This window comes from bacterium, assembly GCA_035419245.1.
GTDB lineage: Bacteria > Zhuqueibacterota > Zhuqueibacteria > Residuimicrobiales > Residuimicrobiaceae > JAKPUX01.
Map to the genome: position 1 here is coordinate 258,220 of DAOLSP010000002.1, position 26,546 is coordinate 284,765.

At 59.5% G+C, this 26,546-nt stretch carries 27 protein-coding genes; all 27 read left to right on the forward strand.

Translation table 11 applies throughout. From position 1 onward, the window contains the following. Positions 1-122 precede the first annotated feature (122 nt). The 27 genes from PLH32_04905 (at position 123) to PLH32_05035 (ending at position 26,530) form a co-directional block, all read left to right on the forward strand. Positions 123-488, forward strand: a complete 366-nt coding sequence (locus PLH32_04905; GenBank protein HQJ63933.1) for an NADH-quinone oxidoreductase subunit A — start codon at positions 123-125, stop codon at positions 486-488. Continuing rightward, the gene (locus tag PLH32_04910) at positions 479-958 is read left to right on the forward strand and encodes an NADH-quinone oxidoreductase subunit B family protein (GenBank protein HQJ63934.1); all 480 of its coding nucleotides are present in this window, start codon (positions 479-481) and stop codon (positions 956-958) included. Before PLH32_04905 ends, PLH32_04910 begins: the two co-directional genes overlap by 10 nt. Before the next feature lie 29 nt (positions 959-987). Next, on the forward strand, positions 988-1,536 hold the full coding sequence (locus PLH32_04915; GenBank protein HQJ63935.1) for an NADH-quinone oxidoreductase subunit C: 549 nt from the start codon (positions 988-990) through the stop codon (positions 1,534-1,536). Then, the gene (nuoD, locus tag PLH32_04920; protein ID HQJ63936.1) at positions 1,533-2,780 is read left to right on the forward strand and encodes an NADH dehydrogenase (quinone) subunit D; all 1,248 of its coding nucleotides are present in this window, start codon (positions 1,533-1,535) and stop codon (positions 2,778-2,780) included. Before PLH32_04915 ends, nuoD begins: the two co-directional genes overlap by 4 nt. A 19-nt stretch (positions 2,781-2,799) precedes the next feature. Then, positions 2,800-3,273 carry an NAD(P)H-dependent oxidoreductase subunit E gene (locus tag PLH32_04925; protein ID HQJ63937.1) on the forward strand — a complete coding sequence of 158 codons (474 nt, stop codon included), beginning with the start codon at positions 2,800-2,802 and terminating at the stop codon, positions 3,271-3,273. Positions 3,274-3,292: 19 nt separating this feature from the next. Then, the gene (gene nuoF / locus PLH32_04930) at positions 3,293-4,564 is read left to right on the forward strand and encodes an NADH-quinone oxidoreductase subunit NuoF (protein ID HQJ63938.1); all 1,272 of its coding nucleotides are present in this window, start codon (positions 3,293-3,295) and stop codon (positions 4,562-4,564) included. A gap of 27 nt (positions 4,565-4,591) precedes the next feature. Then, on the forward strand, positions 4,592-6,148 hold the full coding sequence (locus PLH32_04935; GenBank protein ID HQJ63939.1) for a 2Fe-2S iron-sulfur cluster-binding protein: 1,557 nt from the start codon (positions 4,592-4,594) through the stop codon (positions 6,146-6,148). Positions 6,149-6,157: 9 nt separating this feature from the next. Next, complete coding sequence (gene nuoH / locus PLH32_04940; GenBank protein HQJ63940.1) at positions 6,158-7,213, forward strand: NADH-quinone oxidoreductase subunit NuoH; 1,056 nt, start codon at positions 6,158-6,160, stop codon at positions 7,211-7,213. Between the two features lie 144 nt (positions 7,214-7,357). Further along, positions 7,358-7,867 (forward strand): NADH-quinone oxidoreductase subunit I, encoded by a 510-nt coding sequence (locus PLH32_04945; GenBank protein ID HQJ63941.1) that lies wholly within the window; start codon positions 7,358-7,360, stop codon positions 7,865-7,867. A gap of 194 nt (positions 7,868-8,061) precedes the next feature. Next, the gene (locus PLH32_04950; protein HQJ63942.1) at positions 8,062-8,574 is read left to right on the forward strand and encodes an NADH-quinone oxidoreductase subunit J; all 513 of its coding nucleotides are present in this window, start codon (positions 8,062-8,064) and stop codon (positions 8,572-8,574) included. Positions 8,575-8,587: 13 nt separating this feature from the next. Next, positions 8,588-8,896, forward strand: a complete 309-nt coding sequence (gene nuoK, locus PLH32_04955) for an NADH-quinone oxidoreductase subunit NuoK (protein ID HQJ63943.1) — start codon at positions 8,588-8,590, stop codon at positions 8,894-8,896. A gap of 121 nt (positions 8,897-9,017) precedes the next feature. Beyond that, positions 9,018-10,952: an NADH-quinone oxidoreductase subunit L gene (nuoL, locus tag PLH32_04960; protein ID HQJ63944.1), complete on the forward strand. Its 1,935-nt coding sequence runs from the start codon at positions 9,018-9,020 to the stop codon at positions 10,950-10,952. 36 nt (positions 10,953-10,988) lie between these two features. Then, positions 10,989-12,548 carry an NADH-quinone oxidoreductase subunit M gene (locus PLH32_04965; GenBank protein HQJ63945.1) on the forward strand — a complete coding sequence of 520 codons (1,560 nt, stop codon included), beginning with the start codon at positions 10,989-10,991 and terminating at the stop codon, positions 12,546-12,548. Positions 12,549-12,558: 10 nt separating this feature from the next. Continuing rightward, positions 12,559-14,010 carry an NADH-quinone oxidoreductase subunit N gene (locus PLH32_04970; protein ID HQJ63946.1) on the forward strand — a complete coding sequence of 484 codons (1,452 nt, stop codon included), beginning with the start codon at positions 12,559-12,561 and terminating at the stop codon, positions 14,008-14,010. A gap of 453 nt (positions 14,011-14,463) precedes the next feature. After that, the gene (locus PLH32_04975; GenBank protein ID HQJ63947.1) at positions 14,464-14,634 is read left to right on the forward strand and encodes a Flp family type IVb pilin; all 171 of its coding nucleotides are present in this window, start codon (positions 14,464-14,466) and stop codon (positions 14,632-14,634) included. 249 nt (positions 14,635-14,883) lie between these two features. Continuing rightward, positions 14,884-15,336: a prepilin peptidase gene (locus PLH32_04980; protein HQJ63948.1), complete on the forward strand. Its 453-nt coding sequence runs from the start codon at positions 14,884-14,886 to the stop codon at positions 15,334-15,336. A gap of 9 nt (positions 15,337-15,345) precedes the next feature. Beyond that, positions 15,346-15,741: a TadE/TadG family type IV pilus assembly protein gene (locus PLH32_04985; protein ID HQJ63949.1), complete on the forward strand. Its 396-nt coding sequence runs from the start codon at positions 15,346-15,348 to the stop codon at positions 15,739-15,741. 14 nt (positions 15,742-15,755) lie between these two features. Further along, complete coding sequence (gene cpaB / locus PLH32_04990; GenBank protein ID HQJ63950.1) at positions 15,756-16,631, forward strand: Flp pilus assembly protein CpaB; 876 nt, start codon at positions 15,756-15,758, stop codon at positions 16,629-16,631. A gap of 24 nt (positions 16,632-16,655) precedes the next feature. After that, the gene (locus PLH32_04995; protein ID HQJ63951.1) at positions 16,656-17,810 is read left to right on the forward strand and encodes a pilus assembly protein N-terminal domain-containing protein; all 1,155 of its coding nucleotides are present in this window, start codon (positions 16,656-16,658) and stop codon (positions 17,808-17,810) included. Between the two features lie 21 nt (positions 17,811-17,831). Beyond that, positions 17,832-18,785, forward strand: a complete 954-nt coding sequence (locus PLH32_05000) for a pilus assembly protein TadG-related protein (protein ID HQJ63952.1) — start codon at positions 17,832-17,834, stop codon at positions 18,783-18,785. 13 nt (positions 18,786-18,798) lie between these two features. Continuing rightward, positions 18,799-19,992, forward strand: coding sequence for an AAA family ATPase (locus PLH32_05005; protein HQJ63953.1), 1,194 nt, complete (start codon positions 18,799-18,801; stop codon positions 19,990-19,992). A 4-nt stretch (positions 19,993-19,996) separates the two neighbouring features. After that, positions 19,997-21,403: a CpaF family protein gene (locus PLH32_05010; protein HQJ63954.1), complete on the forward strand. Its 1,407-nt coding sequence runs from the start codon at positions 19,997-19,999 to the stop codon at positions 21,401-21,403. 3 nt (positions 21,404-21,406) lie between these two features. After that, positions 21,407-22,375 carry a type II secretion system F family protein gene (locus tag PLH32_05015; protein HQJ63955.1) on the forward strand — a complete coding sequence of 323 codons (969 nt, stop codon included), beginning with the start codon at positions 21,407-21,409 and terminating at the stop codon, positions 22,373-22,375. Between the two features lie 12 nt (positions 22,376-22,387). Continuing rightward, positions 22,388-23,323, forward strand: a complete 936-nt coding sequence (locus PLH32_05020) for a type II secretion system F family protein (protein ID HQJ63956.1) — start codon at positions 22,388-22,390, stop codon at positions 23,321-23,323. 9 nt (positions 23,324-23,332) lie between these two features. Beyond that, positions 23,333-24,310 carry a DUF192 domain-containing protein gene (locus PLH32_05025; GenBank protein ID HQJ63957.1) on the forward strand — a complete coding sequence of 326 codons (978 nt, stop codon included), beginning with the start codon at positions 23,333-23,335 and terminating at the stop codon, positions 24,308-24,310. A 190-nt stretch (positions 24,311-24,500) separates the two neighbouring features. Next, positions 24,501-25,085, forward strand: coding sequence for a YfiR family protein (locus PLH32_05030; GenBank protein HQJ63958.1), 585 nt, complete (start codon positions 24,501-24,503; stop codon positions 25,083-25,085). A gap of 26 nt (positions 25,086-25,111) precedes the next feature. After that, entirely contained in the window at positions 25,112-26,530 is a 1,419-nt protein-coding gene (locus PLH32_05035; protein ID HQJ63959.1) for a histidine kinase dimerization/phosphoacceptor domain -containing protein, read from the forward strand. The last annotated feature ends 16 nt before the right edge of the window (positions 26,531-26,546 follow it).

The following is a 26,546-nucleotide window of genomic DNA, read 5'->3' on the forward strand; positions in this document are numbered from 1 at the left end:
TTATTTGCACCGGCTGCTGAAATGATCCATCCGGGCTGCAGCCTACCTTGCACACGAAAATCCGTGCCTCCTGCGCGGAGACAACACGGCATACCCTTCCTTTTCCTGTTCAGAGGCCCCGCATGTTGCAAGATCTGATTCCGATCCTGCTTCTCTTCGCGATTGCCGCGATCATGGGCGTCGCCATACTCCTCCTGACCCATCTTTTCGGCCCCAGCCGGCCCAACCCGGTCAAGCTCTCGGCCTACGAGTCCGGCAAGATCCCGGTGGGTGGCCCGCGCGTCCGTTTTTCGATCCGTTACTATGTCATCGCCATGCTCTTTGTCCTTTTTGATATCGAGCTGGTCTTCTTCTACCCCTGGGCTGTGGTCTACCGCCAGTACCTCTCCCTCGGCGGATTCATCTTCGTGGAGATGATCGTCTTTATCGCCATGCTGCTGGCCGGTTTCCTCTACGCCTGGAAAAAAGGAGCGCTGGAATGGGAATAGAGAGCAGACTGCCAGAAGGCATCCTTACCACCACCCTCGATGCGGTGATCAATTGGGGCCGTAAGAACTCCCTCTGGCCCATGCCCTTCGGCACCGCCTGCTGCGCCATCGAGTTCATGTGCGTCCTCGGGCCCAAGTACGATATGGGCCGGTTCGGCGCCGAGGCGATGCGGTTCTCGCCGCGCCAGTCCGACCTGCTCATCGTCGCCGGACGCGTCAATATCAAGATGATCCGTATTTTGCAGCAAATCTACCGCCAGATGCCCGATCCCAAGTGGGTGATTTCGATGGGAGCCTGCGCCTCCTCCGGCGGAGTCTTTGACACCTACTCGACCGTCCAGGGGATTGATAATTTCATCCCGGTGGATGCCTATGTGCCGGGGTGCCCGCCACGGCCCGAGACCGTGATTGACGCCGTGATGAAAATCCAGCAAAAAATCGAAAAAGAGCGGTCACGAGAATACCGCTGAGCGCCTTCAACCCATCGGGATGGAATGATATGGCCACGAATCAGGATATCCTCGTCACGATCAGCGCACGCTTTGGCGGCCATCTCCGCATTAGCGAGGCCGCGGACGGGCAGCTGGTGATCACCGCCCCCAGGGAGGAGCAAATGGCCTTACTCCGCTTTCTCAAGGAGGAGAACGGCCTTCAATTCGACTATCTCATGGACCTTTTCGGTGTAGATTACCTCGAAATGGGAGGCGAAGAGCGCTACGGGGTGATCTTTTCGCTCTATTCAAGACCGCTCAACCACCGTGTGCGTGTGCACATCTGGGTCCCGGAGCAGGATCCGCACCTCGAGAGCGTCACCCCCCTCTGGTCCGCTGCCAACTGGGCCGAACGGGAGGTCTATGATATGTACGGCATCACGTTCACCGGCCATCCGAACATGAGCCGCATTCTCTGCCCGGATGACTTCAGCGGATTCCCGTTGCGCAAGGATTTTCCTCTCCAGGGCATCGGTTACCGGGAGAACTTTGAAAAGATCGAAAATCCCAAGACCAAACAAGATAGGCGGCAGCGGCCGCCGTCGGGAAGCGCATGAATAAAAAAGAGCAAGCCCTAGATACCCCCGAGCCCAATTTCCACGATTTCGTCTACCAGCCCCAGGAGGAACGGCTCTTCCTTAACTTCGGGCCTTCGCATCCCGCCACCCACGGCACCCTGCGGTTGCTCCTTGAGCTGGATGGCGAGCAGATCATCGACTGCACCCCCGAAATTGGTTATCTGCACCACGGTTTCGAAAAGCTGGGCGAGTACCGCACTTACAATCAGGTGGTCACCATCACCGATCGTATGAATTACGTCTCGCCCTTCAATAATAACCTCGCCTACATCCTTTCGGTCGAAAAACTCTTCGGCCTCGAGGTGAGCAAGCGAGCACAGTATTTCCGCGTGATCCTCGCCGAGCTCGGCCGCCTCATGGACCACGCCGTCTGCATCGGCACCCACGCCATGGACCTGGGCGCCTTCACGGCGCTGCTCTATCTTATTCGCGAGCGCGAGAATATTTACAATCTCTTTGAACTCCTCACCGGCACCCGGCTCACCGTCAGCTACGCCCGCGTCGGCGGCTTCGCCCGCGATCGCGGCATCCCTGACGACTTTTTCCCACGCACCCTCGCCGTCTGCGATGGCCTGCTCAAGACCGTCGATGAGGTGGACCGGCTGCTCTCGCACAACTCGATCTACCTCGGCCGTACCCGGGAGGTCGGCATCATCACCCCCGCCGCCGCGGCCGATTACGGCATCACCGGCCCCTCCCTGCGTGCCAGCGGCATCCCCTTCGACCTGCGCGAGGCGGCCCCCTATTCCGGCTATGAGGATTTCGATTTCGATATTCCCGTCGGCAACACCGGCGATGTCTGGGACCGCTATATCGTGCGCCTCGAGGAGATGCGCCAGTCGGTCCGCATCATCCGCCAGGCCATCGCCAACTTCCCGGAGGGCGAACTCTATGCTGATGCGGATTCCAAGCTGATCCTGCCCACCAAGGATGAGGTCTATGGCTCGATCGAAGGACTGATCCACCAGTTCGAAATCATTATGCTCAACCGTGGCGCCCGGGCGGTCAAGGGCGAGGCTTACATCCCCACCGAAGCTCCCAACGGCGAGCTTGGCTTTCACATCATCAGCAATGAGGGTAATGGCCCCTACCGCTTCCGGGTGCGGCCCCCCTCATTCTATAACTTTCAGATCATTCCCAGTTTGCTGCGCGGCCGCCTCCTCTCCGACACCGTGGCCGTGCTCAGCAGCCTGAACATTATCGCGGGCGAGCTCGACCGCTAATTCCCGAGGACCAGAAAAGATGAGTATGGCATTCAGCGATGCAGACCTGGCGAGGGTAGCCCAACTCCTCGATCATTACCCCGATAAAGAAGCGGCGCTTCTTCCGGTGCTCCACATCGCCCGATCCGAATTTGGAACCCTGACCCCGGAGGTGATGGAGTATGTCGCTGGGCTGCTCGGGCTATCCCCCCTCCAGGTCATGGATGTGGTCTCCTTCTATACCCTCTATCCACGGCAAGAGGAGGGACGCTATGTGATCCAGATTTGTGCCACCCTCTCCTGCGCGTTGCTCGGTGCTGAATCCCTGGCCGATCATCTCGAACAGAGGCTGGGGATCAAGGTGGGGGAGACCACGCCCGATAAAAAGTTCACCCTCAAGAAAGTGGAGTGCCTGGGCTCTTGCGGCACCGCCCCGGTAATGCAGATCAATGACGTGTATTACGAGAATCTGACCGTCGCGAAGATCGACGACATTTTGGCGAAATTGCCCTGATCAGGCAGGATAGAGGCGCATGAGCGAGAAATATTTCCTCCACAATATCGGCAACCCGGAATCGAGGGAACTGGATTTCTATTTGGCCAACCAGGGTTGGTCGGCCTGGAAGAAGGTCGTGCAGCAGGGCGATCCATCTGCGGTCATTGAGGAGGTAAAGAAATCGGGGCTGCGCGGCCGCGGCGGGGCCGGCTTCCCAACCGGAATGAAATGGAGTTTTGTGCCGCGCGATTCGGAAAAGCCGAAGTACTTGGTTTGCAACGCGGATGAGTCCGAACCCGGCACCTTCAAGGACCGTTATCTGATCGAGCATGAGCCGCACATGCTCCTCGAGGGCATCGCCATCGCCTCGTTCGCCATCGCCGCCCACAGCGCTTATATCTACATCCGCGGCGAATTCGCCATGGGCGCGCAGGTTCTGGAGGCCGCTATCGCCGCGGCGGAGGCGAAGAACCTGCTCGGCCATAATATCCTCGGCAGCGGTTACAACCTCCAGGTCACCGTCCACCGCGGCGCCGGCGCCTACATCTGCGGCGAGGAGACCGGCCTGCTCGAGTCACTCGAGGGCAAGCGCGGCTGGCCGCGCCTGAAACCGCCCTTTCCAGCGATCGTCGGGGCCTTCAAGAGCCCGACGGTCGTCAACAACGTCGAAACCCTCGCCAACCTGCCGTTGATCATCAACCGCGGCGCCGCGTGGTTCGCCGCCATCGGCCCCGATGCCAAAAATACCGGCCCCAAGCTCTATTGCGTCAGCGGCCATGTCAACCGCCCCGGACTCTACGAATTCCCGATGGGCAAGAACCTCAAGGAGCTGATCTACGACGACTGTGGGGGCATCCGCGGTGGTAAAAAACTAAAGGCGGTCATTCCCGGCGGCTCCTCGGTGCCGGTGCTGCGAGCCGATCAGATCGACGTGCGCATGGATTTCGAGTCTCTGGCCGCGGCCGGCTCCATGCTGGGCTCCGCCGGGGTAATCGTGATGGACGAGGAGACCTGCATGGTCAACGCCCTCTACAATCTCGAGCGGTTTTACGCCCACGAGTCCTGCGGCCAGTGCACCCCTTGCCGCGAAGGCACGGCCTGGATGGCCAAGATCCTGAAACGCCTCGAGATGGGCGGCGGCCGCTCCAAGGATCTGCCGCTTCTGGAGGATATCGCCCGGCACATCAATTTTCGCACTATCTGCCCGCTCGGCGATGCAGCGGCAATGCCGGCGGCTAGTTTCCTCAAACAGTTTCGCGACGAGTTCGCCGCCCACGCTGAACTCGGCCACTGTCCGCAGCGCAAATAACCGGACCTCTAACGACAGAACGAATCCATGCCCACTTTCAAGCTAGACGAAAAAGAGATCACTGTAGAGCCCGGGACCTCCATCCTCAAGGCGGCCCTGGCTCATGGCATCGAAATTCCCCATTATTGCTATCATCCGGCCCTGACCATCGCCGGCAGCTGCCGTATGTGCCTGGTTGAGCTGGAGGGCAGCCCCAAGCTGGTCCTCTCCTGTGCCACCGAGGTGAAGGAAGGGATGGTGGTGCACACCCAAACCGAAGAGGTCCGGGATGCCCGCCGTAGCATGCTCGAGTTCTTCCTCATCAACCACCCTCTCGACTGTCCGGTTTGCGACAAGGCCGGGGAATGCCTGCTCCAGGATTATACCTTCAAATACGGTTCCGCCCACAGCCGCATGGTGGAAGCCAAACGCGAGCGGCCGCCCAAGGATCTCGGCGGCAACATTATTCTCTACCGCAACCGTTGCGTCCTTTGCACCCGCTGCGTGCGGTTTTATGAAGATGTGGTCGGCGAGCCCTGGCTGATCGTCGAGAACCGCGGCTACCAAAGTGATATCTCCATCTTTCCCGGGCGCGGCCTGACCCACAAGATGACCGGCAATATCGTCGAAATCTGCCCGGTGGGCTGCCTCATCGACAAGGATTTCCTTTTCAACGCCCGCGTCTGGAACCTCCAGCGCACGCGGAGCATCTGCCCGGGCTGCAGCAGCGGCTGCAACATCTTCATCGAGCACAAGGACAATAAAATATACCGCATCCGCTCGCGCGAAAATCAGGCCGTCAACGGTCCCTGGATCTGCGACGACGGCCGCTACAGCTACCATGCCGGCGAAAAGGATGAGCGCGTGCTTGCACCGCACGACAAGCAGGGCGTCCGCTTGAGCCAGGAGGCGACGTTGCAGGCCATCGCCGCTCGCTTGCGCCCGCTGCTGGCAGCGCAGGAGCTGGCGGAGGTGGGCATCGCCGGGTCGGCCCACGCCACGGTGGAGGATAACTATATGCTGCGCCGACTTTTCGCGGATGGCCTGGGCGTGAGGCAAATCTTGATCGACGCCCCGGCGACGGCGGGCAGCGATACCATTTATAAAAGCGGTTTCACTCTTCGCGCCGATAAAAGCCCGAACCGACGCGGGGCGGAACTGGCTCTAGGCAGCAACCGGGACCTCTGGGAGAAATTGAAAGAGGGCGGGATCAGAACCCTTTTCATGATCGGCGGCCCGGCAACCTCACTCACCCCTGAACAGCACGCGCTGCTCGCCAAACTGGACACCCTCGTGGTCTGGAGCCTGGCGGAAGACGATCTCACCCGCGCCGCGGACCTAGTCCTGCCTAGGGCCGGCTACGCCGAACAGGAGGGGACCTTTGTCAACGCGCAGGGCCGTGTGCAGCGAATCCATGCCGCGCTCCAGCCTCCCACCGGCGTCCGTCCAGTCTGGGAAACCGTGAACGCCCTGGCCGCTCTTCTGCAGCAGCCGCTGCCGCTGACTTCGGCCGCGGATCTCTTCAACGACCTCGCCAGCCGCCTCCCGGCCTTTACGGGTCTATCGTATTTCAAGCTGGCGGATGTTGGCATTCAATTGAGCTAAGGAACCGGTATGAACGAGTTGGGATTTGCCTGGATCGATATCGGCATCATTCTGGCCAAGATCATCGTCGTCATCGTGGTCAATCTGATCATCCTGATGATCATGGAACTGGCCGAACGCCGCGTCAGTGCCTTCATCCAGGACCGCCTCGGTCCCAATCGCGTCGGACCGGAAGGACTCTTCCAGGCCGTGGCCGATGGCATCAAGTTCTTTTTCAAGGAGGAGATCTTTCCGGCCGGAGCGGACAAATGGCTCTATACCGTCGCACCCCTGCTGGTGCTCGTGCCCGCCTTGATGACCTTCGCGGCCATCCCTTTCGGCCATGCCGTTGAGCTCTTCGGACGGACGATTTCGCTGCAGATTATCGACCTCAATATCGGCATTCTCTATATCTTCGCCCTGGTCTCTCTCGGCGTTTATGGCGTGGTCATCGGCGGCTGGGCCTCGAACAGCAAATATCCCTTCCTCGGCGGCCTGCGTGCCTCAGCCCAGATGATCAGCTACGAACTTTCACTGGGTATGTCGATCATTGGCATCGTCATGATCAGCGGCTCGCTGCGACTCAGCACCATCGTTGAGTATCAGAGCGGCCTGCTGTTCGGTTTTTTGCCGCGCTGGAACATTTTTTTGCAGCCCCTGGCCTTTATCATTTTTCTGGTCACCTCCTTTGCGGAGGCCAACCGGCTTCCCTTCGACCTGGCTGAATCCGAACCCGAGCTGGTCGGCGGCTACCACACCGAGTACAGCTCGATGAAGTTCGCGATGTTTTTTATGGGAGAATATGTCGCTCTGATCACCACCTCGGCGCTTCTGGCCACCCTCTTTTTTGGCGGCTGGGATTTTCCATGGGTCGATGAGGCGGCGCTGGGCCATTGGGGAGTGCTGTTGTCACTGCTCGCCTTCGCGCTCAAGACCGGATTCTTCCTCTTTTTGTTTCTCTGGGTGCGCTGGACGATACCCAGGTTCCGGTTTGACCAGTTAATGCGGCTCGGCTGGAAGATCCTGATTCCGCTGGCGTTGTTGAATATTGTGCTCACCGGGGCCGGTCTGCTCTTGGTGAAATGAAACCCTGGCAGCCGCTGCGGATATGTCGGCATGGCGCGCAAACTCGTTCCTACGCGGGACTTCTCGCGCCCACCCGCGCTGGACTGCGACCGGCCAAGCGGCGCGCGATTGTGTACTATAACGAATGGATAGGTAAGGAGATCTATGGGCGTTAAAAATGTCGGCTACCGCCCGGAACGCTGGGACCAGGCCTATCTCCCCGGCATCTTCAAGGGGATGTGGATCACGATCAAACATTTTTTTGGCAAGAAATATACCATCTCCTACCCGGAAGAAAAGTGGCCGGTGCCGCCAGGGCATCGCGGCGCCATCCGTCTCAACAAGGACGATGAAGGGCGCATCAAATGTGTCGCCTGCGAAATGTGCTCAACCGCCTGTCCGGCCCAATGCATCACCATGAAGGCCGGCGTCGCCCCCTGGCCGGACCGAGAGAAGTACCCGGTCGAATTCACGATTGACATGCTGCGCTGCATCCTCTGCGGCATGTGCCAGGAGGCTTGTCCCGAGGATGCTATCGAATTGACTGAAATATATGATTTTTCAGCATATAGTCGCGAGGACTTGATCTGGGACGAGGAGAGGCTGCTGCGGAATTATGACATTACGGCCGATGGCAAGTATTTTGAGCGCAGCAAGGCAGAGACGGGGATGTAGGGGGAGAACAGGCTCGGTGGCCGCACCGTCGGTCGCGGCTGGGCAGGCCAGGCTGGGGTGCCTGGGCCGCAGCGAAGTTCTTTTGAAAGAAAATAGCCCGGCGGCTCTGGCATCCCTTCGCTTGACCGACAGGGCGAGCCTTGACCAGGCGGGCTGAGTGTTTATCTTGGAATGAACCCTAACAGGATGTGCGCATGATTCCCATTCTTTTTTTCCTTTTTGCCGGACTGGCTATTACCGGCGCTATCCTGATGGTGACGCACCGGAATCCGGTTTACAGCGCCATTTTTCTTATTCTGACGTTTTTCTCGCTGGCAGGACTCTATTTTCTTCTTGGCGCTCAGTTTCTCAGTGTCGTTCAGGTGATCGTGTATGCCGGAGCGATCATGGTTCTCTTCCTATTCGTCATCATGCTCCTCAATCTCACCGAAGAGGTGCGTCTTCCCCTGGGACGCCCCTTCCAGATCGGGCTGGGGACGCTCTTCGCGGTTATCCTGGCGGCACAGTTCCTGATTTTTGTCGCAGCCGGGAGCGCCCTGTACGGCCGGCTTACCGGGCAGTATGCCGTATTCGGCGGGGTTGAAAACCTGGGCAGGACGCTCTTCAGCGCCTACCTCTATCCCTTCGAAATCGCCTCGGTGCTTCTGTTGACCGGCATCGTCGGCGCCATCATCCTGGGCAGCAGAAAACTGCCCAAGGAGCAGTAAGGAGCCGAAATTGATGGAAACCATTCCGCTGGATTATTTTCTCATCGTCGCGGCCGTTCTGTTTGCAATCGGTGTAGCTGGAGTACTGGTGCGCCGGAATGCTCTCGTCATTTTCATGAGTATCGAGCTGATGCTCAATGCAGTCAATCTCACCTTCATCACCTTTTCGGAACGCTGGCAGGCTTTGGATGGCCAGCTCTTCGTCTTTTTTATCATGACGGTGGCGGCGGCTGAAGTGGCCGTGGGATTGGCGATTATCATCTCCGTCTTTCGGCTGCGCGGCACGGTGCATGTGGATGAGATCAATCTGTTGAAAGGCTGAACGAAGCCTGGATCGATTCGGGTGGGAGCGAGCGCAGCGTGCAGCCGGGTGAACAGGTGACCGGCTGAGCCAGGGTTGATGATGCGGTTTCTCCAAGAGAATGAGAACTACAGGAGTGTCCATGTTCGATTTGGTTTGGCTGATCCCTCTTTTCCCCTTGCTGGGCCTGCTGATTAACGCTTTCACCGGATGGAAGAACACCGGCCGCACACCAGGCGTCATCGCCAGCACCGCGGTGGGCCTCTCCTTCGCCATGACGGTGGCCCTCTTCTTCGAACTGCTGCACCTGCCTCCAGCCGAGCGCTTGGTGGAAGTGCATCTTGCCAGCTGGCTATCCTCTGCAGCCATCGGCGCTGAAATCGGGTTCCAGCTCGATCCCCTCTCCATGGTGATGATCCTGGTTGTCACCGGCGTCTCCTTCATCATCCATATCTACGCCATTGGTTACATGCAAGGTGATCGCAGTTTCACCCGGTTTTTCATCTTTCTCAATCTGTTCGTCTTTGCGATGCTGATCCTGGTGACGGCGAACAACTTTTTGATGATGTTCATCGGCTGGGAGGGCGTGGGGCTCTGCTCCTATCTGCTGATCGGCTTCTGGTATGAGGAGGACTATAATGCCTTTGCCGGCCGCAAGGCTTTTATCGTCAACCGTATCGGTGATTTCGGCTTTTTGCTAGCCCTGTTTCTGATGTATGCCACCTTCCGCACCCTCGATTTCACCGAGGTTTTTACCAAAGCAGCGGGCTTGCCGATGGGCACTGGCATCATGACCGCAATCGCGCTGCTTCTTTTTGTCGGCGCCGCCGGCAAGTCGGCCCAGCTGCCGCTTTATGTCTGGCTTCCTGACGCGATGGCCGGTCCAACCCCAGTCAGCGCTCTGATTCACGCCGCGACGATGGTCACCGCGGGGGTTTATATGGTCGCTCGCGCCAACATCATCTACACCCTGGCACCGACTGCTGCTACGGTCGTTGCGGTAGTCGGCGCCCTGACCGCGCTCTTTGCCGCCACCATCGGCATGACCCAATTCGACATCAAACGGGTGCTCGCCTACTCGACCATCAGCCAGCTTGGCTACATGTTCATCGGTGTCGGTGTCGGCGCCTTCGCGGCGGGGATTTTCCATCTGATGACCCATGCCTTTTTCAAGGCACTGCTGTTCATGGCGGCCGGCAGCGTCATGCACGCCATGTCCAATCAGACCGACATGCGCATCATGGGCGGCCTGAAGCAAAAGATGCCGCGTACCTTTTGGACGATGCTCCTTGGCACCCTGGCCATCACCGGCATACCAGGATTTTCGGGCTTTTTCAGTAAGGATGAGATCCTCTGGCAGGCCTGGTCGGGGGCCCTTGGAAGTCCCGGGCTCTGGCTCATCGGCGCCTTTGCCGCTGCGCTCACCACTTTTTATATGTTCCGGCTGATTTTCATGACCTTTTTCGGAACACTACGCGCCGATGACAAGACCGCCCGCCACATCCACGAATCTCCCGGCGTGATGACCTGGCCGCTGATCATTCTGGCGGTTCTCTCGGTCGGCGGCGGCTGGATCGGCATACCGGCGGTGCTCGGCGGCGGCAATCACTTTGCGCATTTTCTCGCCCCGGTCTTCGCCGCGAGCGCGGGGATTACGGGTGCCGGAGAGACCGGTCCCCATCAGGCTGGGCATGACCTCGAACTGCTGCTCATGGGCGCGGTTCTCCTAGCGGTACTCTTCAGCCTTTGGCTCGCCTGGCTTTTTTACGGCCGCAAGTCCAACCTGCCGGCACGGACGGCCCAAAAGCTGGGCGGTGTGTATACACTGGTTTTCAACAAGTATTACGTCGATGAGCTCTACGGCGCCCTTATCGCCCGGCCCTTGCGACGGTTTTCCGAGTCCGCCCTGTGGCGTTTTATTGACGCACGCGTAATCGACGGCACAATCAACGGAACGGCCGCGCTGATGGGCGCCGGTTCACGGGTGCTGAGCCGCATCCAGACGGGAGTCGTGCAAAATTACGCCTTGCTCTTTGTGTTCGGCGTGATCGCCCTGTTGTTTTACCTCTTTTTTTAGCCTGTGTGCTGCAGCATCTTATTCTGGAGCTTGTTCATGATCGATCTGAGCGCCATACCGATACTGAGCCTCCTCACCTTTCTGCCCTTGGCCGGGGCGCTCCTGCTGCTCTGCGTACCGCGGCAGCGCGAGCAACTCATACGGCGATTCACCCTGGCCCTGACCATAGCGGTTTTTTTGCTCTCGCTGCCGCTCTTCACGCAATTTGACGGGACCAATCCCGGGTTCCAGTTTGAGGAACTGCGAACCTGGATCCCCTCAGTCGGCATCGGCTTCCATCTGGGCGTCGACGGCATCAGTCTGCTGATGGTTTTGCTGACCACTTTCCTGACCCCCCTGGTCATCCTCGGCAGCTGGAGCGCGGTGACCAGGCGAGTCAAGGAATATATGATGATGTTCCTGGCGCTCGAGACAGCCATGCTCGGGGTATTTCTCAGCCTGGATATGGTCCTTTTCTACATCTTTTGGGAGGGGATGCTCATCCCGATGTATTTCATCATCGGGGTTTGGGGCGGCGAGCGGCGGCTCTATGCGGCGATCAAGTTTTTCCTCTTCACGATGTTCGGCGGCGTGCTGATGCTGGTCGCCATCCTCGCCCTCTATTTCATGAATGGCAGCCAGAGCGGGGTTTACACCTTTGACTATCTTGCCCTGAGCCGGATGCTGATCGCCGGCAAACAGCAGGTTTGGCCGTTTTTCGCCTTCAGCCTCGCTTTCGCCATCAAGGTGCCGATGTTTCCCTTTCATACCTGGCTGCCCGATGCCCACGTCGAGGCGCCGACCGGTGGCAGCGTCATCCTCGCCGGCATTCTGCTGAAAATGGGCACATACGGTTTTCTGAGGTTTTGCATCCCCTTTTTCCCGAATGTCGCCGCAACCTATGGCGTCTGGATCATGGCCCTGGCGGTCATCGGGATCATCTACGGCGCCTTGGTCAGCTGGGTGCAACCGGACCTGAAAAAACTGGTTGCCTTTTCTTCGGTCAGTCATCTCGGCTTTGTCATGCTCGGGATTTTCGCCCTCACCCTGCAGTCGGTCCAGGGTAGTCTCATTCAGATGGTCAATCACGGCCTTTCGACCGGCGCCCTGTTCCTTCTGGTGGGGATGATTTATGAGCGCCGCCATACCCGTTTGATCGCCGATTTCGGCGGCCTAGCGCGGCAGATGCCGGTCTTCACGACCTTTTTTCTCATCATCACCCTCTCCTCGATCGGTTTGCCGGGGCTTAACGGCTTCGTCGGCGAGTTCCTGGTTCTGCTCGGCACCTTTCAGACACACCGGCTCCTGGCCATCCTCGCTGCGACGGGGGTGATACTCTCGGCCGTCTATATGCTGACCATGGTGCAACGGGTGCATTTCGGCAAGCTCGACAAACCGGAAAACCGGTCGCTCACCGACCTGAACCGCCGCGAGATCGCCACGCTGGTGCCGATCATCCTACTTTGTATCTGGATCGGCCTCTTTCCCGCCACCTTTCTGGACAAGAGCCAGGCGGCGGCGCAAAAGCTGCTAAGTGAATACCAGGCCAAGCAGGGCCGGGTCGCCCGCATCGATGAGATCCCCACCGCCCGATCGAGCGTGATCAATCCTAATTGAGAGGACCGTCATGGCGTTGACTGCTCCGCAAATCCAGCTGGACCTGATCGCACCCCAGCTCCTCCTCCTGGCCGCCGCCCTGCTGCTCTTGCTGCTGCCGCTTTTCTGGCGCGGCGTGCGCCGCGAGTTGCTCGCCGCCATCGCGGTCCTCGGCCTGGCTGCCGCCTTTGCTGCTGCGGCCGGCCTGTGGACGCGGCCGGGGACAGGCTTTAACGGCATGGTCACCCTCGACCGGTTCGCTCTGGCGTTTGATGGGATCTTCCTCCTGGGCGGCTTGCTGGCGGTGCTGATCTCCCTGAACCGGGTCGAGGATGAGTATGTCCAGTACGGCGATTTCTATGGATTGCTGCTGCTCGCTGTCGCCGGAATGACTATCCTGACCGCCACTCTGCATCTGATCATCATTTTTCTTGGCCTGGAGCTGCTTTCGATCGCCCTCTACGTGATGATCGGCTTTCGCAAGATGCGGGTCGATTCGACGGAGGCCTCACTCAAGTATTTCCTCCTCGGCTCCTTCGCCACCGGATTCCTGCTCTACGGCATGGCCCTGATCTATGGCGCCGCCGGCACCCTCGATCTACAGCGGATCGGCGCTGCTGTAGCGGCAGGCTCTGGCGGTTGGATGCTGCTGGCTGGCGGAATGCTCCTGCTTATCGGCTTTGCCTTCAAGGCGGCCCTGGTCCCCTTTCACATGTGGACCCCCGATGTCTATCAGGGCGCACCGACGCCGGTGACCGCCTTCATGTCGACGGCGACCAAAGCAGCGGCATTCGCGGCTCTGGCGCGGATCGTCACAACCGCCATGCCCTTCTCCGCTTTTAACTGGAGTGCGATTCTGCCGGTCCTTGCGGTACTGACGATGACCGTGGGCAATCTCCTGGCCATCACCCAGGAGAATACCAAACGCATGCTCGCCTATTCAAGTATCGCACATGCGGGTTATCTGCTCGTCGCACTCAGCGCGGGCAACGCCGCCGGACAGAGCGCCATCCTCTACTACCTGGTGGTCTACACGCTGATGAACGCAGGGGCCTTCGCGGTTATCGCCTGGTTCGGCCGCAGCAACCGCGAGGAACGGCTTACCTTCGCGAGTTATCGCGGGCTCGGCTACCGCTACCCCTTCGCCAGTCTGGCCATGGCGGTTTTCATGTTCAGCCTGGCGGGGATCCCGCCCACCGGCGGCTTTCTCGGTAAATTCTATCTCTTCGCCGCGGCTGTCAAGGCCGGCCAGACCCCCCTGGTCGTCATCGCGGTGATGAATGCGGTGGTTTCGGTCTATTACTATACCCGGCTGGTGGTCCATCTCTACATGCGCGAGGCTGAGGAACCGCTCGAAGCCGAGAAGCTGAACCCCGGTCTGATGGCGGCGCTGCTGCTGGCGCTGCTTGGGGTGCTTTGGCTCGGCGTTGCGCCGAATGGATTGATGGCCTTATTCAACGCCGCCGCCCTCGCTGCGATGTAATCCCGCGCAGTTCGCCCCAGGACACGCCCGGCCGTAAAGGTCGGGCTTTTTTTTATCCCGCGGCAGCGGGAAGAGGGGGTGTCACGGATTGGTGACAGCGACTCCTTCACAAGATGTATAATATGACATAATAATATAACAAAATGTCTCAAAAATATTAAAACAGTTCATTTTTTTCTTGACAATTATGACGGAAATTCGTATATATATACAGAGAGAGCGATGAACCAGGAAAAGCAACCGCTCCCGCTGCATCCAGCCCCGCACCCCCGGTTTGACATCTTGCAGTATTGCCCGGCCTTCTGATTCCCCTGTCACCTTGAAAAACAGCTATATCCATGATACATCGGGAAGTAAGCCCTGCACGGTCCGCTTCCCGGCGCATTTAATAAACGCTTCACTCATCCCACAGGCCGGAAAAGAGCCTGAAGTCATTCAAGAAAGGAGCACGCCATGTTTAATCCCTTCGCTGTCATCCGCAATTTCTTCCGTCAGGAAGAGGGACAGACCCTGTCCGAGTACGCTCTGATCCTGGTTCTGATTGCTGTTGTGGCGATCATTGCCGTCACCCTCCTTGGCAATCAGATCTCGACGGTCCTGACCCAGATCGCCAATGCCCTGTAAGCCGCCCGCCGATGATCTCGACGGCGCTCTTTTACGGGCCAAGTAATTTGTCGGTGAGGCTGTCATCTGTGAGGAGAACCCAGCTTCCCGGTTTTGTCAACGGTTTTACCAAGGGCTAATCACCTGCAACAGCAGGTCCGGACTACTGATCGGGGATCAGTGTCGGTGCGCGGGTCAAGTGGATTGCGGGTGTGATACCGGTCCTGAGAACGCGCAGGTGGTTAGCCCTTATTTATTTTCGGGTGAGTTATGCCGCTGTTATTCCATTATCTGGTTCCTCTGCTGATCGCCGCCGGGTGGTACGATTACTACGGGCGGCGTATCCCCAATGCCATCACCCTGCCGCTGGCGGGTGCCGGTATGCTGTTGCAGACGTTCTGTGGAGCCGGATTGGCGCAGGCTCTCCTCAGCCTGACGCTTGGCGGCGGCTTCTTCTTTCTATGTTATCTTTTGGGGATGATGGGAGCCGGTGACGTCAAGCTGATGGCGGGCGTCAGCGTATGGCTTGATCCCGCGGCGGCTGCTGGTGCGCTGGTGTGGAGTATCGGATGCGGGGGACTCATGGCCGTAGCGATGGTGATCGGGCGGGCGGTGCGGTTGAAGTGGCTGAAGCAGGGAGGGGCGAGCCTTGAGGCGGCGACCCTTCCTTATGGAGTCGCCATAGCCATGGGTACCTGGCTTTCATTTGGTCTGATCAGGTAGGGTGGGCTTATGATCAGCAGGTTCAAAAAAGTTGGACGGGATGTATCGGGGCAATCCGCTGTTGAATTTGCCCTAGTTCTGCCGCTGTTTATTCTGATGGTCGTCACGATTGTCGAGTTCGGGCGGTTGTGGATGACGGTTAATGTGATGACCAGCGCAGCGCGCGAGGGTGCCCGGGTCGCCGCCGTTTCCAGGCCCGACTATTCTCTGGTCAATTCGGCCGCCCAGTCGGTCCTTGCCGCCAGTCAGATCAGCGGGGCCACGGTGAACCTCTCCGGCCCCAATTCAAGCGGCGATGTGCGCGTGACGGTCAGTCTGGTCTATACCTCGATCACAGGCAACATCATCCCGCGCCTGCGTTCCTTGCAGCTCACACGAACGTCCACGATGCATTGGGAAGATTAGCTCCGGGAGATTCCATGTTCGTCATGAAGCAGAAAGTCGTGATGCCGCTGACCCTCCTGGTCAGCTTGCTGGCCACCCTGGCGGTTTACCGTTATCTGCAGGGGCAGCAATCGCGCGCTCCAGCTGGCGCCAAGGCCCCGCAAACGGTGCTGGTTGCGGCGCAGGACCTGGCGGTGGGAGTCAAGATCGCCGGAATCCATGTGAAAGCAATGGAGTGGCCCAGAGAGTTGCTGCCGGCCGGGACCTTCAGCGATACAGCGCTGGTGAGCGGGCGCATCACCCGGGTGCCGGTAGTAGCCGGCGAACCCATCCTGGATTCCAAGCTGGCCCCTCAGGGATCGGGCAGCGGCTTTTCCAGCCTGATTCCGCCTGGCATGCGTGCGCTGACGGTCTCGGTCAATGTGGTCAGCGGGGTGAGCGGATTCATCCTCCCCGATGCGCGGGTGGACGTCCTGGTTACGGTCGCTTCACCGAATAACAAGGAGGAGTCCAAGACCAAGATCATCCTCGAGGATGTCCTGGTACTGGCTGTCGATCAGACCTTTGAGCGGGAGGATGATGATCCGGTCAAGGTGCAATCGGTGACGCTGCTGGTCGATCCCGGTCAGGCCGAAAAGCTGGCCCTGGCCTCAAGCGAAGGCAAGCTGCAGCTGGTGCTGCGTAATTCGGCCGACCGCGATGCCCAGGGGAGCCGGGGTGTGCAGCTGCGCGAGCTCATCAATGGCGCCGGCAGTGTGGAGAACCGTGCCCTGACGCGGCCGCGCGCAGCGGAGCCCGCAGCGGCGGTTGCACCGCCGCCTGCCCGCACCGTGGAGGTGCTGCGGTCGAGCAAACGTGAAGAAATATCGTTCGTGCAGCCGGAAAAAGCGGCTGCAGGAGATCGGCCCTAAGGCGTTCATTGAAGAGAGGATTCTATGACAAGGAAGATGCATAAGGTAGGGGCAAAAGTCCTGGACTGTGCGGCCGGGTGCTGCATCGGCAGGAGCGGCCGTTGGAACCGGAGAAAAGCGGCTGGCCACCCAGGCATCGTCTCCGCCCTGGTGCTGCTGCTGCTGGCATCGCCCCTGTATCCGGCGGCCCGCGGCGAGGTGAGGGTCATGCTGGGTCAATCCCAGGTCCTCTCCTTTACCGATCCGATCAAGCGGATTTCCATCGCCAATCCCGATCTGGCCGATGCAACCGTCGTGACTCCCTATCAGGTGCTGGTCAACGGCAAACTGGCCGGTGCGACCAGTCTGGTGATCTGGGATGAGCAGGAGGCCTTCACGATCTACCGGGTCGAGGTACGGGAAGAGAGTTTCCCCCAGCAGATCCTCCTCAAAGTGCGCTTCACCGAGATCAATCACAATGCCTTGAGAGAGCTCGGTCTTGATTTCTGGAAAAAGAATCTGGATCTTGCCGGCAAAAAGGGTAATCTGGGGATCTTCAGCGGCAAGGTTAACGCTCCCAGTGATCCGCTTGGTCTTGGCGATGCGGTCGATATCTTTTTTTCGCTGCCCGGGCTTGATTTTTCCACGATCATGCGCGCCCTGGAGGAGAAGAGTCTTCTCTCGGTGCTTGCCAAGCCCAATCTCTGCGCCGTCAACGGCGCCGAAGCGAGCTTTCTCGCCGGTGGTGAGTTCCCGGTACCGATCGTCTCTGGGGCAGCGGGCACCCAATCGGTGACCATCCAGTTCAAGGAGTTCGGCGTCCGCTTGCGCTTTCTGCCGCATATCATCGATTCGACCACGGTGAACCTCAAGATCGCCGCCGAGGTCAGCAGCCTCGATTTCGATAACGGCATCACCCTCAGCGGCTTTAATGTGCCGGCGCTGAGCGCACGCAAGGCCGAAACCACCGTGGAACTGCCGCAGGGCCGTTTTCTCGTCATCGGTGGGCTGCTTTCACGGGAGATGACCCGGCGCGTCAGCCAGCTGCCGCTGCTCGGCAGTATTCCGGTGCTGGGACAGCTCTTTAAAAGCAGCCGCTTTCAGCAGAAAGAGAGCGAACTGCTCATCGTCGTCACGCCCGAGATCGTCGGCAGCGCACTGCAGGAGCCTGCGGCTGATGAGACACAGTTGAAATGGTAAATTCAGACAACGAGGTGATCCATGCGCTCCTTGAGACGCGATGAACGCGGTGAGGTGCTGGTTTTCACAGCAACTATTTTTCTGACCCTGCTGCTTTTTGCCGCCATGGTGACCGATCTCGGCTATGTACTGACGGCGCGCAATCAGCTGCAGAGTGCGGTGGATTGCGCCGCTCTGGCCGGGGCGGCGGGATTGATGAACGGCAGCGATCGGGCCACGGCGATGGCGATCCGCTATGCCTCAAAAAACGATTGCATCCAGCAGCCGGTGATTATCTCCAATGAGAATGTGACCTTTCCGGCTTCCAACCGTGTCCAGGTGTCCGCCAGCCGCACGCTGCAACTCTTTTTCCTGCCGTTGATCGGCTTGAACCAGCGCGTCATCCGCGCTTCGGCCACCGCCGAGCTGGGCTACGTCACTTCCACCAACGGCCTGGCGCCCTGGGCGGTTCCAAAAGAAGCCTGGCAGCCCGGCGACCGGGTGGTGATCAAGGCGGGACAGTTAGGCGAGATCGGCACCAATCCGGGCTTTTATTATCCGGTGGATTTTCCAGCGGTCAATCGCGGCAATCCGATCAGTGGAGCGAGTGAATACGAGGAAAACATCCGCGCCGGCTGTGATGAAACCGTAGAGATCGGCGACATCCTCCAGGTCGAGCCTGGCGAGATGCAGGGGCCGACGCGCCAGGGCGTCGATTATCTGATCGATGCCGACCACTGCGCGTATTGGGACGGTGAGAGGGTTGCCAATTCTCTCTTCACCGGCTACAGCTCACCGCGCGTGGTCAAGGTGCCCCTATACGATCCGTCGAAACCGCCCGATTCGGGCCGCAACACCATCGAAGTCATCGGCTTCGCGGCTTTTTTTGTCGAGGGGATGGTCGGCAAGACGGTGATCGGGGTCTTCATCGAGGTCACCTCCCCCGGCGCCTCGGGCCATGGGTATTCGTTGTTGCGTTGTGTCCATCTGGTATGAGGCCGGGAAAGCCATGCACGGATCCTGTGATATCCTTCTCATCGATGCCAATCCCTTCACGCGTGAGGCGCTCGCCGAGCTGCTGCGAGGGTTCGCGGAGAACGCCTTTGAGGTGCTGGAGACTTGCGATGAGATCGCCCTTGACGCCGCGGCCCGATTACAGCCGCGGGTGGTGCTGCTTCACCTCCATCCGGCGCCTGATGCCCTGCTGGAATTTGCCGCCCGGTTGATGCAGCGGCTGCCCGAAGCCGCCCTCGTAGTCACCGCGGCGCATCTGGATCCCGGTCTCATCCGTCAGGCGATGCGCCAAGGGGCGCGCGAGTTCCTGCCGCAGCCCTTCCAGCCCGAAGAGGTCCGCTCCGCCCTGGCCTCTGTCCTGGCCATCTGCCACTCAGCGGGGCGCCCGGCTGAACGCTCGGCCCGGATCATCACGTTGTTTGGCGCCAAGGGCGGGGTGGGTGTCACCACCCTCAGCACCAATCTGGCCGTCCAGCTGGCGAAAAGCCTGCACCAGGAGATCCTGCTCCTCGATCTCAACCTCCAGTTCGGCAACGATGCACTTTACCTCAATCTGAAATCGCGGTTCTCCCTGAGCGATGTAATCCGCAATCTCGACGATCTCGACCTGGATTCGCTCAAACGGACGCTGCCGCATCATGCCTCGGGGATTACCCTTTTGCCGGCCCCTCTGCGCATCGAGGAGGCGGAGGAGATCAACGGTGCCAGGGTCGCACGGATTCTGCACCTGCTGCGGCCGCACTATGACTGGATCCTGATCGACAGTCACCCTTTTTTCAACGAGGTGTCCATTCAGGCTCTCGATGAAGCCGACCGCATCCTGCTGGTTTCGCTGCTCGACCTGCCGACTATTTTCAACACCAAGCGCTGTCTCGAGCTTTTTCAGAAGATGGGTTATCCTCAGGAGAAGGCCCTGTTGGTGCTCAACCGGCACCAGCCCTACGATGGCGCCGATCTCGAGGAGATGGAAAACCTGCTGGGATACCCGGTCTATGCGCGCATTCCCAATCAGGATTTCAGCACCGCCATCGCCTGCGTCAACCAGGGAGTGCCGGTGAGTCTCAAGGCGCCCGGCGCCAAAATGAGCCAGGGGATCGCGGCACTGATGCAGCAGCTCAGCGGCCGGGGCGGCAGTGAGGAAGATTCGGGAGCCGTCCGCGGCGGCCTGTTCACGCGTTGGAGGAAATAGGTCCATGGGACTGATCGATCGGCTCAAACAACAAGAGGTTGCGCCGCCTCCGGCGGAACCCGCAGCCCTGCTCACCCGGCGGGTTCAGCCGGGCAGCGGCACCCCGTTTGCGGTCGTACCGCCGGATAATCCCCGGCATGATCTCAAGGAAAAGATCCATCGCCGCCTCATTGACAAGCTCGATCTGGCCAAACTCGACACCATCCCGAAAGAGGCCTTGCGCAGTCAGGTGCGCGAGGTGGTCGAGACCATGCTCGCCGAGGAGAACGGCTTGGCGTCCGAGATGAACAACGACCGGCTGGTTGAAGAGATCCTCGACGAAACCTTCGGACTCGGGCCGCTCGAGCCGTTGCTCGCGGATCCGACGATCTCGGATATTCTCATCAATACCCACCGCAAGGCCTATGTCGAGCGCTTTGGCAAGCTGGAACTCACCCGGACCGTCTTCAAGGATGATGCCCATCTGATGAACATCATCGACCGCATTGTCTCGCGGGTGGGCCGGCGCATCGACGAATCCAGCCCGATGGTGGATGCCCGGCTTATGGACGGCTCGAGAGTCAATGCGATCATTCCGCCGCTGTCCATTGACGGGCCGGTGCTCTCCATCCGCAAGTTCGGCATCCGTAAGCTCGGCATCGCGGACCTGCTGAGCACCGGCTCGATCACAGACGGCATCGCCCTCCTCTGCCAGGCTGCAGTCAAGGCGAGATTGAACATTCTAATCTCGGGGGGGACCGGATCAGGTAAAACCACCCTGCTCAATATCATGTCCAGTTTCATCCCCGAGAACGAGCGCATCGTCACTATCGAGGATGCAGCCGAGCTGCAACTGCAGCAGGAGCATGTCGTGCGGCTCGAAACGCGGCCGGCCAATCTCGAGGGGAGGGGGCAGGTGACCCAGCGCGATCTGGTGCGTAACGCCCTGCGCATGCGCCCGGATCGCATCATCGTCGGCGAGGTGCGCGGCGGCGAGGCCCTCGACATGCTGCAGGCCATGAACACCGGCCATGACGGCTCTCTGGCTACCCTGCATGCCAACTCCCCCCGCGATGCCCTGCGCCGCCTCGAAACCATGATCCTTATGGCCGGCATGAATCTGACCGACAAGGCGATGCGCGAACAGATCGCCTCGGCGATCAACATCATTATCCAGTCCGCCCGCCTCTCCGACGGATCGCGCAAGGTGATCAAGATCTCAGAGATTACCGGCATGGAAGGGGAGACGGTGACGCTGCAGGATATCTTCCAGTACGAAAAGCTGGGCGTGCGTGAAGATGGTCGTGTGATCGGCGGCTTCCGCACCACCGGCATCCGGCCTAGGTTTGCCGAGCAGCTCGAGGCCTCCGGCATCCAGCTGCCCGTCGATATCTTCGAACCGAAAATGGAGCCGAGTCTCCAGGAGAGCTGAAGCATGCTGATCGTGACCATCGTTCTGGTTTTTGCGGCTTTTGTCCTGATCTCCCTTATGATCTATATGGCCATCCGGCGGCAGAACAGCGATGCCCGGCTGATCCGGAAGCGGCTGAGCGAACTGGTTCGGGATGAGAAGCAGAAACCTGCGGAGATTCCCTTCATTATCCGGGATGACCATCTCAGCCGGATTCCGCTGCTCAACCGGGTGTTGGAGCAGCTGAACATATCGCGGGTGCTGGCGCGGATCATCCGGCAGGCGGATGTCCGCCTCAAGGTGGGCGAGCTGGTGCTGCTGATGGCGGTGCTTGCGGCCATCGGTGTGGTCGTGCCCTTGAAGTTGGGCAAGCCGGCCATGGCGCTGCTCACCGGCGGAGGGGCGGCGCTGGTGCCGCTGATTTTCCTGCAGTTGCAGCGCGGTAAGCGGCTCAAGGCCTTTATCCGTGAATTCCCCGATGCGATCGATATGATGACCAGCGCGTTGCGCGCCGGGCACGCCTTCACGCGCGCCATGCAGTTGGTCGCGGAAGAGGCTCCCGATCCCGTCGGCATCGAATTCCGCCGCACCTTCGAGGAATACAATCTGGGCATGCAGCTGCGCGACGTCCTGCTGAACATGACCGGTCGGGTGGAAAGCCTCGATCTCAAGCTCTTTGTGACCGCCGTGCTGCTGCAAAAGGAGACCGGCGGCAATCTGACCGAAATCCTTGAGAAGATCGGCTATACCATCCGTGAGCGCTTCAAGCTGATGGGCCAGCTGCGGACCTATACCGCCCAGGGCCGGATGTCGGCCTGGATCATCGGCTCGCTGCCCATTGCCTTCGTCGTTATTATCTCTTCCATGAGTCCGGGGTACATGACCCCGTTGATCGAAAAGCCCAGCGGTCATTTTATGCTGGGATTGGCGGTCTCACTGCAGCTGATGGGGATTCTCGTAATTCGCAAGATTGTCGCGGTCCGATATCAATAAGGAATTAGAGCCATGGATATTCTGCTCATTCTTGCGCTGGTTTTCAGCGCAACCTTTTTGGCGCTCACGGGACTGCAGCGACTGCTGCACAGGCGTCTGGATCCCACCTACAAACGCATGCAGGAGCTCGCCGGCAGCGGCAGTGCCGCGGGAGCCGGCGCGGCGGCAAAGCCGCGCGGTATGGCGCAGGCGCGGGTGGGTATGGCGCGGCTGCTCGAGGTGGTGGGGCGGCGCAAGCAGAAGGAAGGACGGGCTTCCGGTAAAATGATGCACAAGCTGATGAGCGCCGGCTATTATCAGGAATCGGCCTTGCGCCGGTTTATGGGCATCAAACGCCTCTGCGCCGTGACCAGTTTTATCCTTTTTCTGCTCCTCGGCCATTATGGCCGGCAGCCTCTGCCCATGATCTTCTTCCTCGGCCTGCTAGGCGCGATGATCTTTTATACCACACCCGACCTCGTGCTCAATTCACAAGTCAAGCGCCGTCAGCATAGCATCGCTGGCGGCCTTCCTGATGCCCTTGATCTCATGGTGATCTGCGTCGAGGCCGGTCTGGGCCTCAATGCCGCGATCCTCCGGGTGGGGCAGGACCTCGCCTTGCGCTGCCGCCCCCTCAGTGAGGAGCTGTTGCGCACGACCCAGGATCTCCGCACCGGGATATCGCGCGAGAGCGCCTTGCGAGCGATGAGCCAGCGCAATCAGGTCGAGGATCTTAAAATTCTCGTCGGTGCTCTGGTTTTGGCCGACAAGCTCGGGACAAGCATCGCCGACACGCTGCGGTGCCAGGCCGATTCTCTGCGCACGCGCATCAAGCAGAAGGCGGAAGAGCAGGCCGCCAAGGCGGGTGTCAAAATGCTGCTGCCACTGGTCCTGTTCATCCTGCCGGCGCTTTTCATTATCCTGTTGGGGCCGGCAGCCCTGATGATGCTGGAAACCCTCGCCAAATAGGAGAATCTCATGCCTTTATTGCATGTTCGGATGCAGCGCATCATCCCGGTGCGCGTGCTGACGGCCCGCCATTTTTTCAGCCGACTGGCAGGGTGGCTTGGGCGCCGCAAGCCGGTCGAAGGGGAGCTGCTGCACTTAATGCCCTGCCGCGCCGTCCATACCTGGGGCATGTCTTTTCCCATCGATATTCTCTTCCTCAACACCGACAGCCGGGTCCTCGCCGCCCTGTCCGAGGTGCCGCCCAATCGCGTGACTTCTCCTCAGGCCAAGGCAGTCCGCGTGCTTGAGGCTCCGGCTGGTTTTATCCAGCGCGAGGGCATTCGCCTGGGTGACAAACTGCTGATCCACAGCGACGACGATCACCAGCCCGGATTGGCGGCCTGGAGCTTCATCCTGCATTGGCCGCTCAACCTGGTCATGGCCATCCTCTGGGCGCAGCTGCTTGTTTTCATCATCGGACATGGTTGGGGGCACTTTTCCTATCTGGGCCTGGGCATCCTGGTGCATAATTCGCTGCTCCTTTTGCTCTTCCTTCTCCGTCGGCCGAGTCAGGATACCTCACACCGCTGGAGCGACTGGCTGGTCGCCCTGGCCACCATGGCCTGTGCCATGGCCTTGCGCCCGATCCAGGAGAGCCCGCAGGCCGGCATCCCGCTCGCGGCCGCACTGCAGCTGGCCGGGATCGCCGGCATTGTCATCTCTCTTCTCAGCCTCGGCCGCAGTTTTGGCATCATCCCCGCCAATCGACAGGTCCAGGTGGGCGGAGCCTACCGTCTGGTACGGCATCCCCTTTACACCAGCGAATTGCTTTTCTATGGCGGTTTCCTGCTCGGCAATCCTTCCTGGCAGAATATCCTGCTCGCCCTCTTGATCCTGGCCGGCCAGATCTGGCGCGCTCTAGCGGAGGAGAGCTTGCTGATGCACGACCCGGCCTATCAGCAGTATGCCCGGAGTGTGCGCAGCCGTTTCATCCCGCACCTTCTTTAAACCGCCGGTTGAGATGGTTTTAATCGCCATAAATGACTAAAAATAGAACGAAATGATAAAATTTACTAAAAAAATAAATATTTCACTTGAAATTGATGTGCAAATATTGTACATTTCGGTGAGAAGGCCGGCGCAGCCCAAGGGCTGCTTCTTTTTTAAGGCCGGGCAGGTGGATTGACCATGGATGAGGATGAGACCGACGATAGCACATACGCTTTGGGCGCTGGGCCTTTTCCTGATCGGTTGCGCGCCGGTGGCCGGAGCTCAGGAGATGGCGGTTTCCGTCGAAAAACAGCTCGAGTACTTTCTCAAGGTGCTTGAATTCGACCGGATGCTGCCACGCCATCAGGTGGACGAGCTGACGATCGCTGTGCTCTATCAGGAGGCGTTTCAGCCTTCGGTGGAAACCCGCAACGATTTTTTCCGAGCCTGCCGGGCTTATAACTCCCTGCAGGTCTCCGGGCTGCCGCTCCGTGTTATATACATCGGCTGGCAAGGCCTGGCGGATCTGGATGCTCGTTTTGCCCGGCTCGAGATCGCCGCTCTTTATGTTACGCCCTTGCGCGGGGTGCCGATTGGGCAGATCCGTCAGCTATGCCGGCTTCACCAAGTGACCACTCTGACTGGGGTTCCGGATTATGTCAAAGCCGGCCTCTCCGTGGGCATCGGGATGGCCCTGGAACGGCCTAAAGTCTTGATCAATCTCTCGACGGCGCGGGCTGAAGGTGCGGACTTTAGCTCCCAACTTCTCAGACTCTCTGCTGTCGTCCATTAGCGGGGATGCCAGCCTGGGCAGGATTGATGAGCACGCCTGAAAAGCAATGGTCGATTCGCGCCAAGCTAACCGTTTCTCTCACGCTCCTCATCGGCTTCATCACCACTTTTATCTACGTTTACTTCCCCGATTTCTATGCGCGTCAGGGTGTGGATGCTCAGAAGGCCAAGAGCCGCTCCATCGCCTTGATGACCGCCTACAGCATCAGTCCCGCCGTCATTTTTGAGGACCTGCCTGCGATCCAGGAGGTAGCTTATTCCGCACTGCAGAACCGCGATCTCCTCTATATCGTGGTTCGAGATGCCCGAGGCAAACTTTTGTTTTCGATTGACAAAGCGGGACGGATGCCTGCCGTCAACAAACAATTCGCACCTGATTCCCTGCTTGAGCGGGAGCGGATTCTGCAAACCCGGGCGGCCATTTTGCACAGGGATGAGGTGGCCGGCCAGCTCCTGATCGGCATGGGGCTGGATGGTGTCTACGAGGCCACCCGGCGTGCGCGGCAAAACATCGCCCTGCTTGCGGCGATGATCTTTCTCATCGGGCTGGTCGCCATTCTGATCAGCAGCAAGATCATCATTGATCCCCTCGATCACCTGATCCGGATCGTGGAGGCGATTTCAGCCGAGAGGCTCGAGCAACGCGCACCCGATTTCCCCAGCCGCGAGGCCTCCATACTCTCGCACAGTTTCAACCAGATGCTCGACCGCATCGCCCTGGCCCATGAGGAACTCAAAATGGTCAATAATGAGCTCGAAACCCGGGTGGAGAAGCGGACCCGCGAGCTGCGGGAGGAGATCAATGAGCGCCACCGCGTTGAGGACAGCTTGCGCACCTCGTTGGCGGAGAAGGAGGTCCTGCTCAAAGAGATTCACCACCGCGTCAAGAACAACATGCAGGTCATCACCAGCCTGCTCAATATGCAGGCCCGCACCATCGCAGACCCCGGGGTCCGCAGCCTCTTCACCGAGAGCCAGAATCGGGTCAAATCGATGGCCCTGATCCATGAAAAACTCTACCAATCCCAGGATCTGACGCGCATCCCCTTTGAGGATTATCTCCACAGCCTGATTGCGCATCTGCGCAATTCATTCAACAACAGCGGGGTGGAGATCACCATTTTCGCCGGAGGGGTCTCCCTGGCGATCGACCAAGCCATTCCCTGCGGACTCATCATCAACGAACTGGTCTGCAACGCCCTCAAGTATGCCTTTCCGGACGGGCGGGCCGGCCGGATCGAAATCCGGCTGTCCCGGATAGACGGTGATCGCATCGAGCTGGAGGTGGCTGATGACGGCATCGGTCTGCCGGCCGGATTTGATCCTGCCGGAGTCCAGTCTCTTGGTTATCAGCTGGTGCTCGCCCTGACCCGCCAGATGCGCGGTGAGCTAGAGGTTGCGGGAGGGCCGGGCACCCGCGTCACGATCCGGTTCGCAGCGAACTGACCCTTTTTCGGGAACA

Coding starts and splice junctions, on each gene's coding strand:
- PLH32_04905 (HQJ63933.1), top strand. CDS start 123: ATGTTGCAAGATCTGATTCCGATCCTGCTTCTCTTCGCGATTGCCGCG.
- PLH32_04910 (HQJ63934.1), top strand. CDS start 479: ATGGGAATAGAGAGCAGACTGCCAGAAGGCATCCTTACCACCACCCTC.
- PLH32_04915 (HQJ63935.1), top strand. CDS start 988: ATGGCCACGAATCAGGATATCCTCGTCACGATCAGCGCACGCTTTGGC.
- nuoD (HQJ63936.1), top strand. CDS start 1,533: ATGAATAAAAAAGAGCAAGCCCTAGATACCCCCGAGCCCAATTTCCAC.
- PLH32_04925 (HQJ63937.1), top strand. CDS start 2,800: ATGAGTATGGCATTCAGCGATGCAGACCTGGCGAGGGTAGCCCAACTC.
- nuoF (HQJ63938.1), top strand. CDS start 3,293: ATGAGCGAGAAATATTTCCTCCACAATATCGGCAACCCGGAATCGAGG.
- PLH32_04935 (HQJ63939.1), top strand. CDS start 4,592: ATGCCCACTTTCAAGCTAGACGAAAAAGAGATCACTGTAGAGCCCGGG.
- nuoH (HQJ63940.1), top strand. CDS start 6,158: ATGAACGAGTTGGGATTTGCCTGGATCGATATCGGCATCATTCTGGCC.
- PLH32_04945 (HQJ63941.1), top strand. CDS start 7,358: ATGGGCGTTAAAAATGTCGGCTACCGCCCGGAACGCTGGGACCAGGCC.
- PLH32_04950 (HQJ63942.1), top strand. CDS start 8,062: ATGATTCCCATTCTTTTTTTCCTTTTTGCCGGACTGGCTATTACCGGC.
- nuoK (HQJ63943.1), top strand. CDS start 8,588: ATGGAAACCATTCCGCTGGATTATTTTCTCATCGTCGCGGCCGTTCTG.
- nuoL (HQJ63944.1), top strand. CDS start 9,018: ATGTTCGATTTGGTTTGGCTGATCCCTCTTTTCCCCTTGCTGGGCCTG.
- PLH32_04965 (HQJ63945.1), top strand. CDS start 10,989: ATGATCGATCTGAGCGCCATACCGATACTGAGCCTCCTCACCTTTCTG.
- PLH32_04970 (HQJ63946.1), top strand. CDS start 12,559: ATGGCGTTGACTGCTCCGCAAATCCAGCTGGACCTGATCGCACCCCAG.
- PLH32_04975 (HQJ63947.1), top strand. CDS start 14,464: ATGTTTAATCCCTTCGCTGTCATCCGCAATTTCTTCCGTCAGGAAGAG.
- PLH32_04980 (HQJ63948.1), top strand. CDS start 14,884: ATGCCGCTGTTATTCCATTATCTGGTTCCTCTGCTGATCGCCGCCGGG.
- PLH32_04985 (HQJ63949.1), top strand. CDS start 15,346: ATGATCAGCAGGTTCAAAAAAGTTGGACGGGATGTATCGGGGCAATCC.
- cpaB (HQJ63950.1), top strand. CDS start 15,756: ATGTTCGTCATGAAGCAGAAAGTCGTGATGCCGCTGACCCTCCTGGTC.
- PLH32_04995 (HQJ63951.1), top strand. CDS start 16,656: ATGACAAGGAAGATGCATAAGGTAGGGGCAAAAGTCCTGGACTGTGCG.
- PLH32_05000 (HQJ63952.1), top strand. CDS start 17,832: ATGCGCTCCTTGAGACGCGATGAACGCGGTGAGGTGCTGGTTTTCACA.
- PLH32_05005 (HQJ63953.1), top strand. CDS start 18,799: ATGCACGGATCCTGTGATATCCTTCTCATCGATGCCAATCCCTTCACG.
- PLH32_05010 (HQJ63954.1), top strand. CDS start 19,997: ATGGGACTGATCGATCGGCTCAAACAACAAGAGGTTGCGCCGCCTCCG.
- PLH32_05015 (HQJ63955.1), top strand. CDS start 21,407: ATGCTGATCGTGACCATCGTTCTGGTTTTTGCGGCTTTTGTCCTGATC.
- PLH32_05020 (HQJ63956.1), top strand. CDS start 22,388: ATGGATATTCTGCTCATTCTTGCGCTGGTTTTCAGCGCAACCTTTTTG.
- PLH32_05025 (HQJ63957.1), top strand. CDS start 23,333: ATGCCTTTATTGCATGTTCGGATGCAGCGCATCATCCCGGTGCGCGTG.
- PLH32_05030 (HQJ63958.1), top strand. CDS start 24,501: ATGAGACCGACGATAGCACATACGCTTTGGGCGCTGGGCCTTTTCCTG.
- PLH32_05035 (HQJ63959.1), top strand. CDS start 25,112: ATGAGCACGCCTGAAAAGCAATGGTCGATTCGCGCCAAGCTAACCGTT.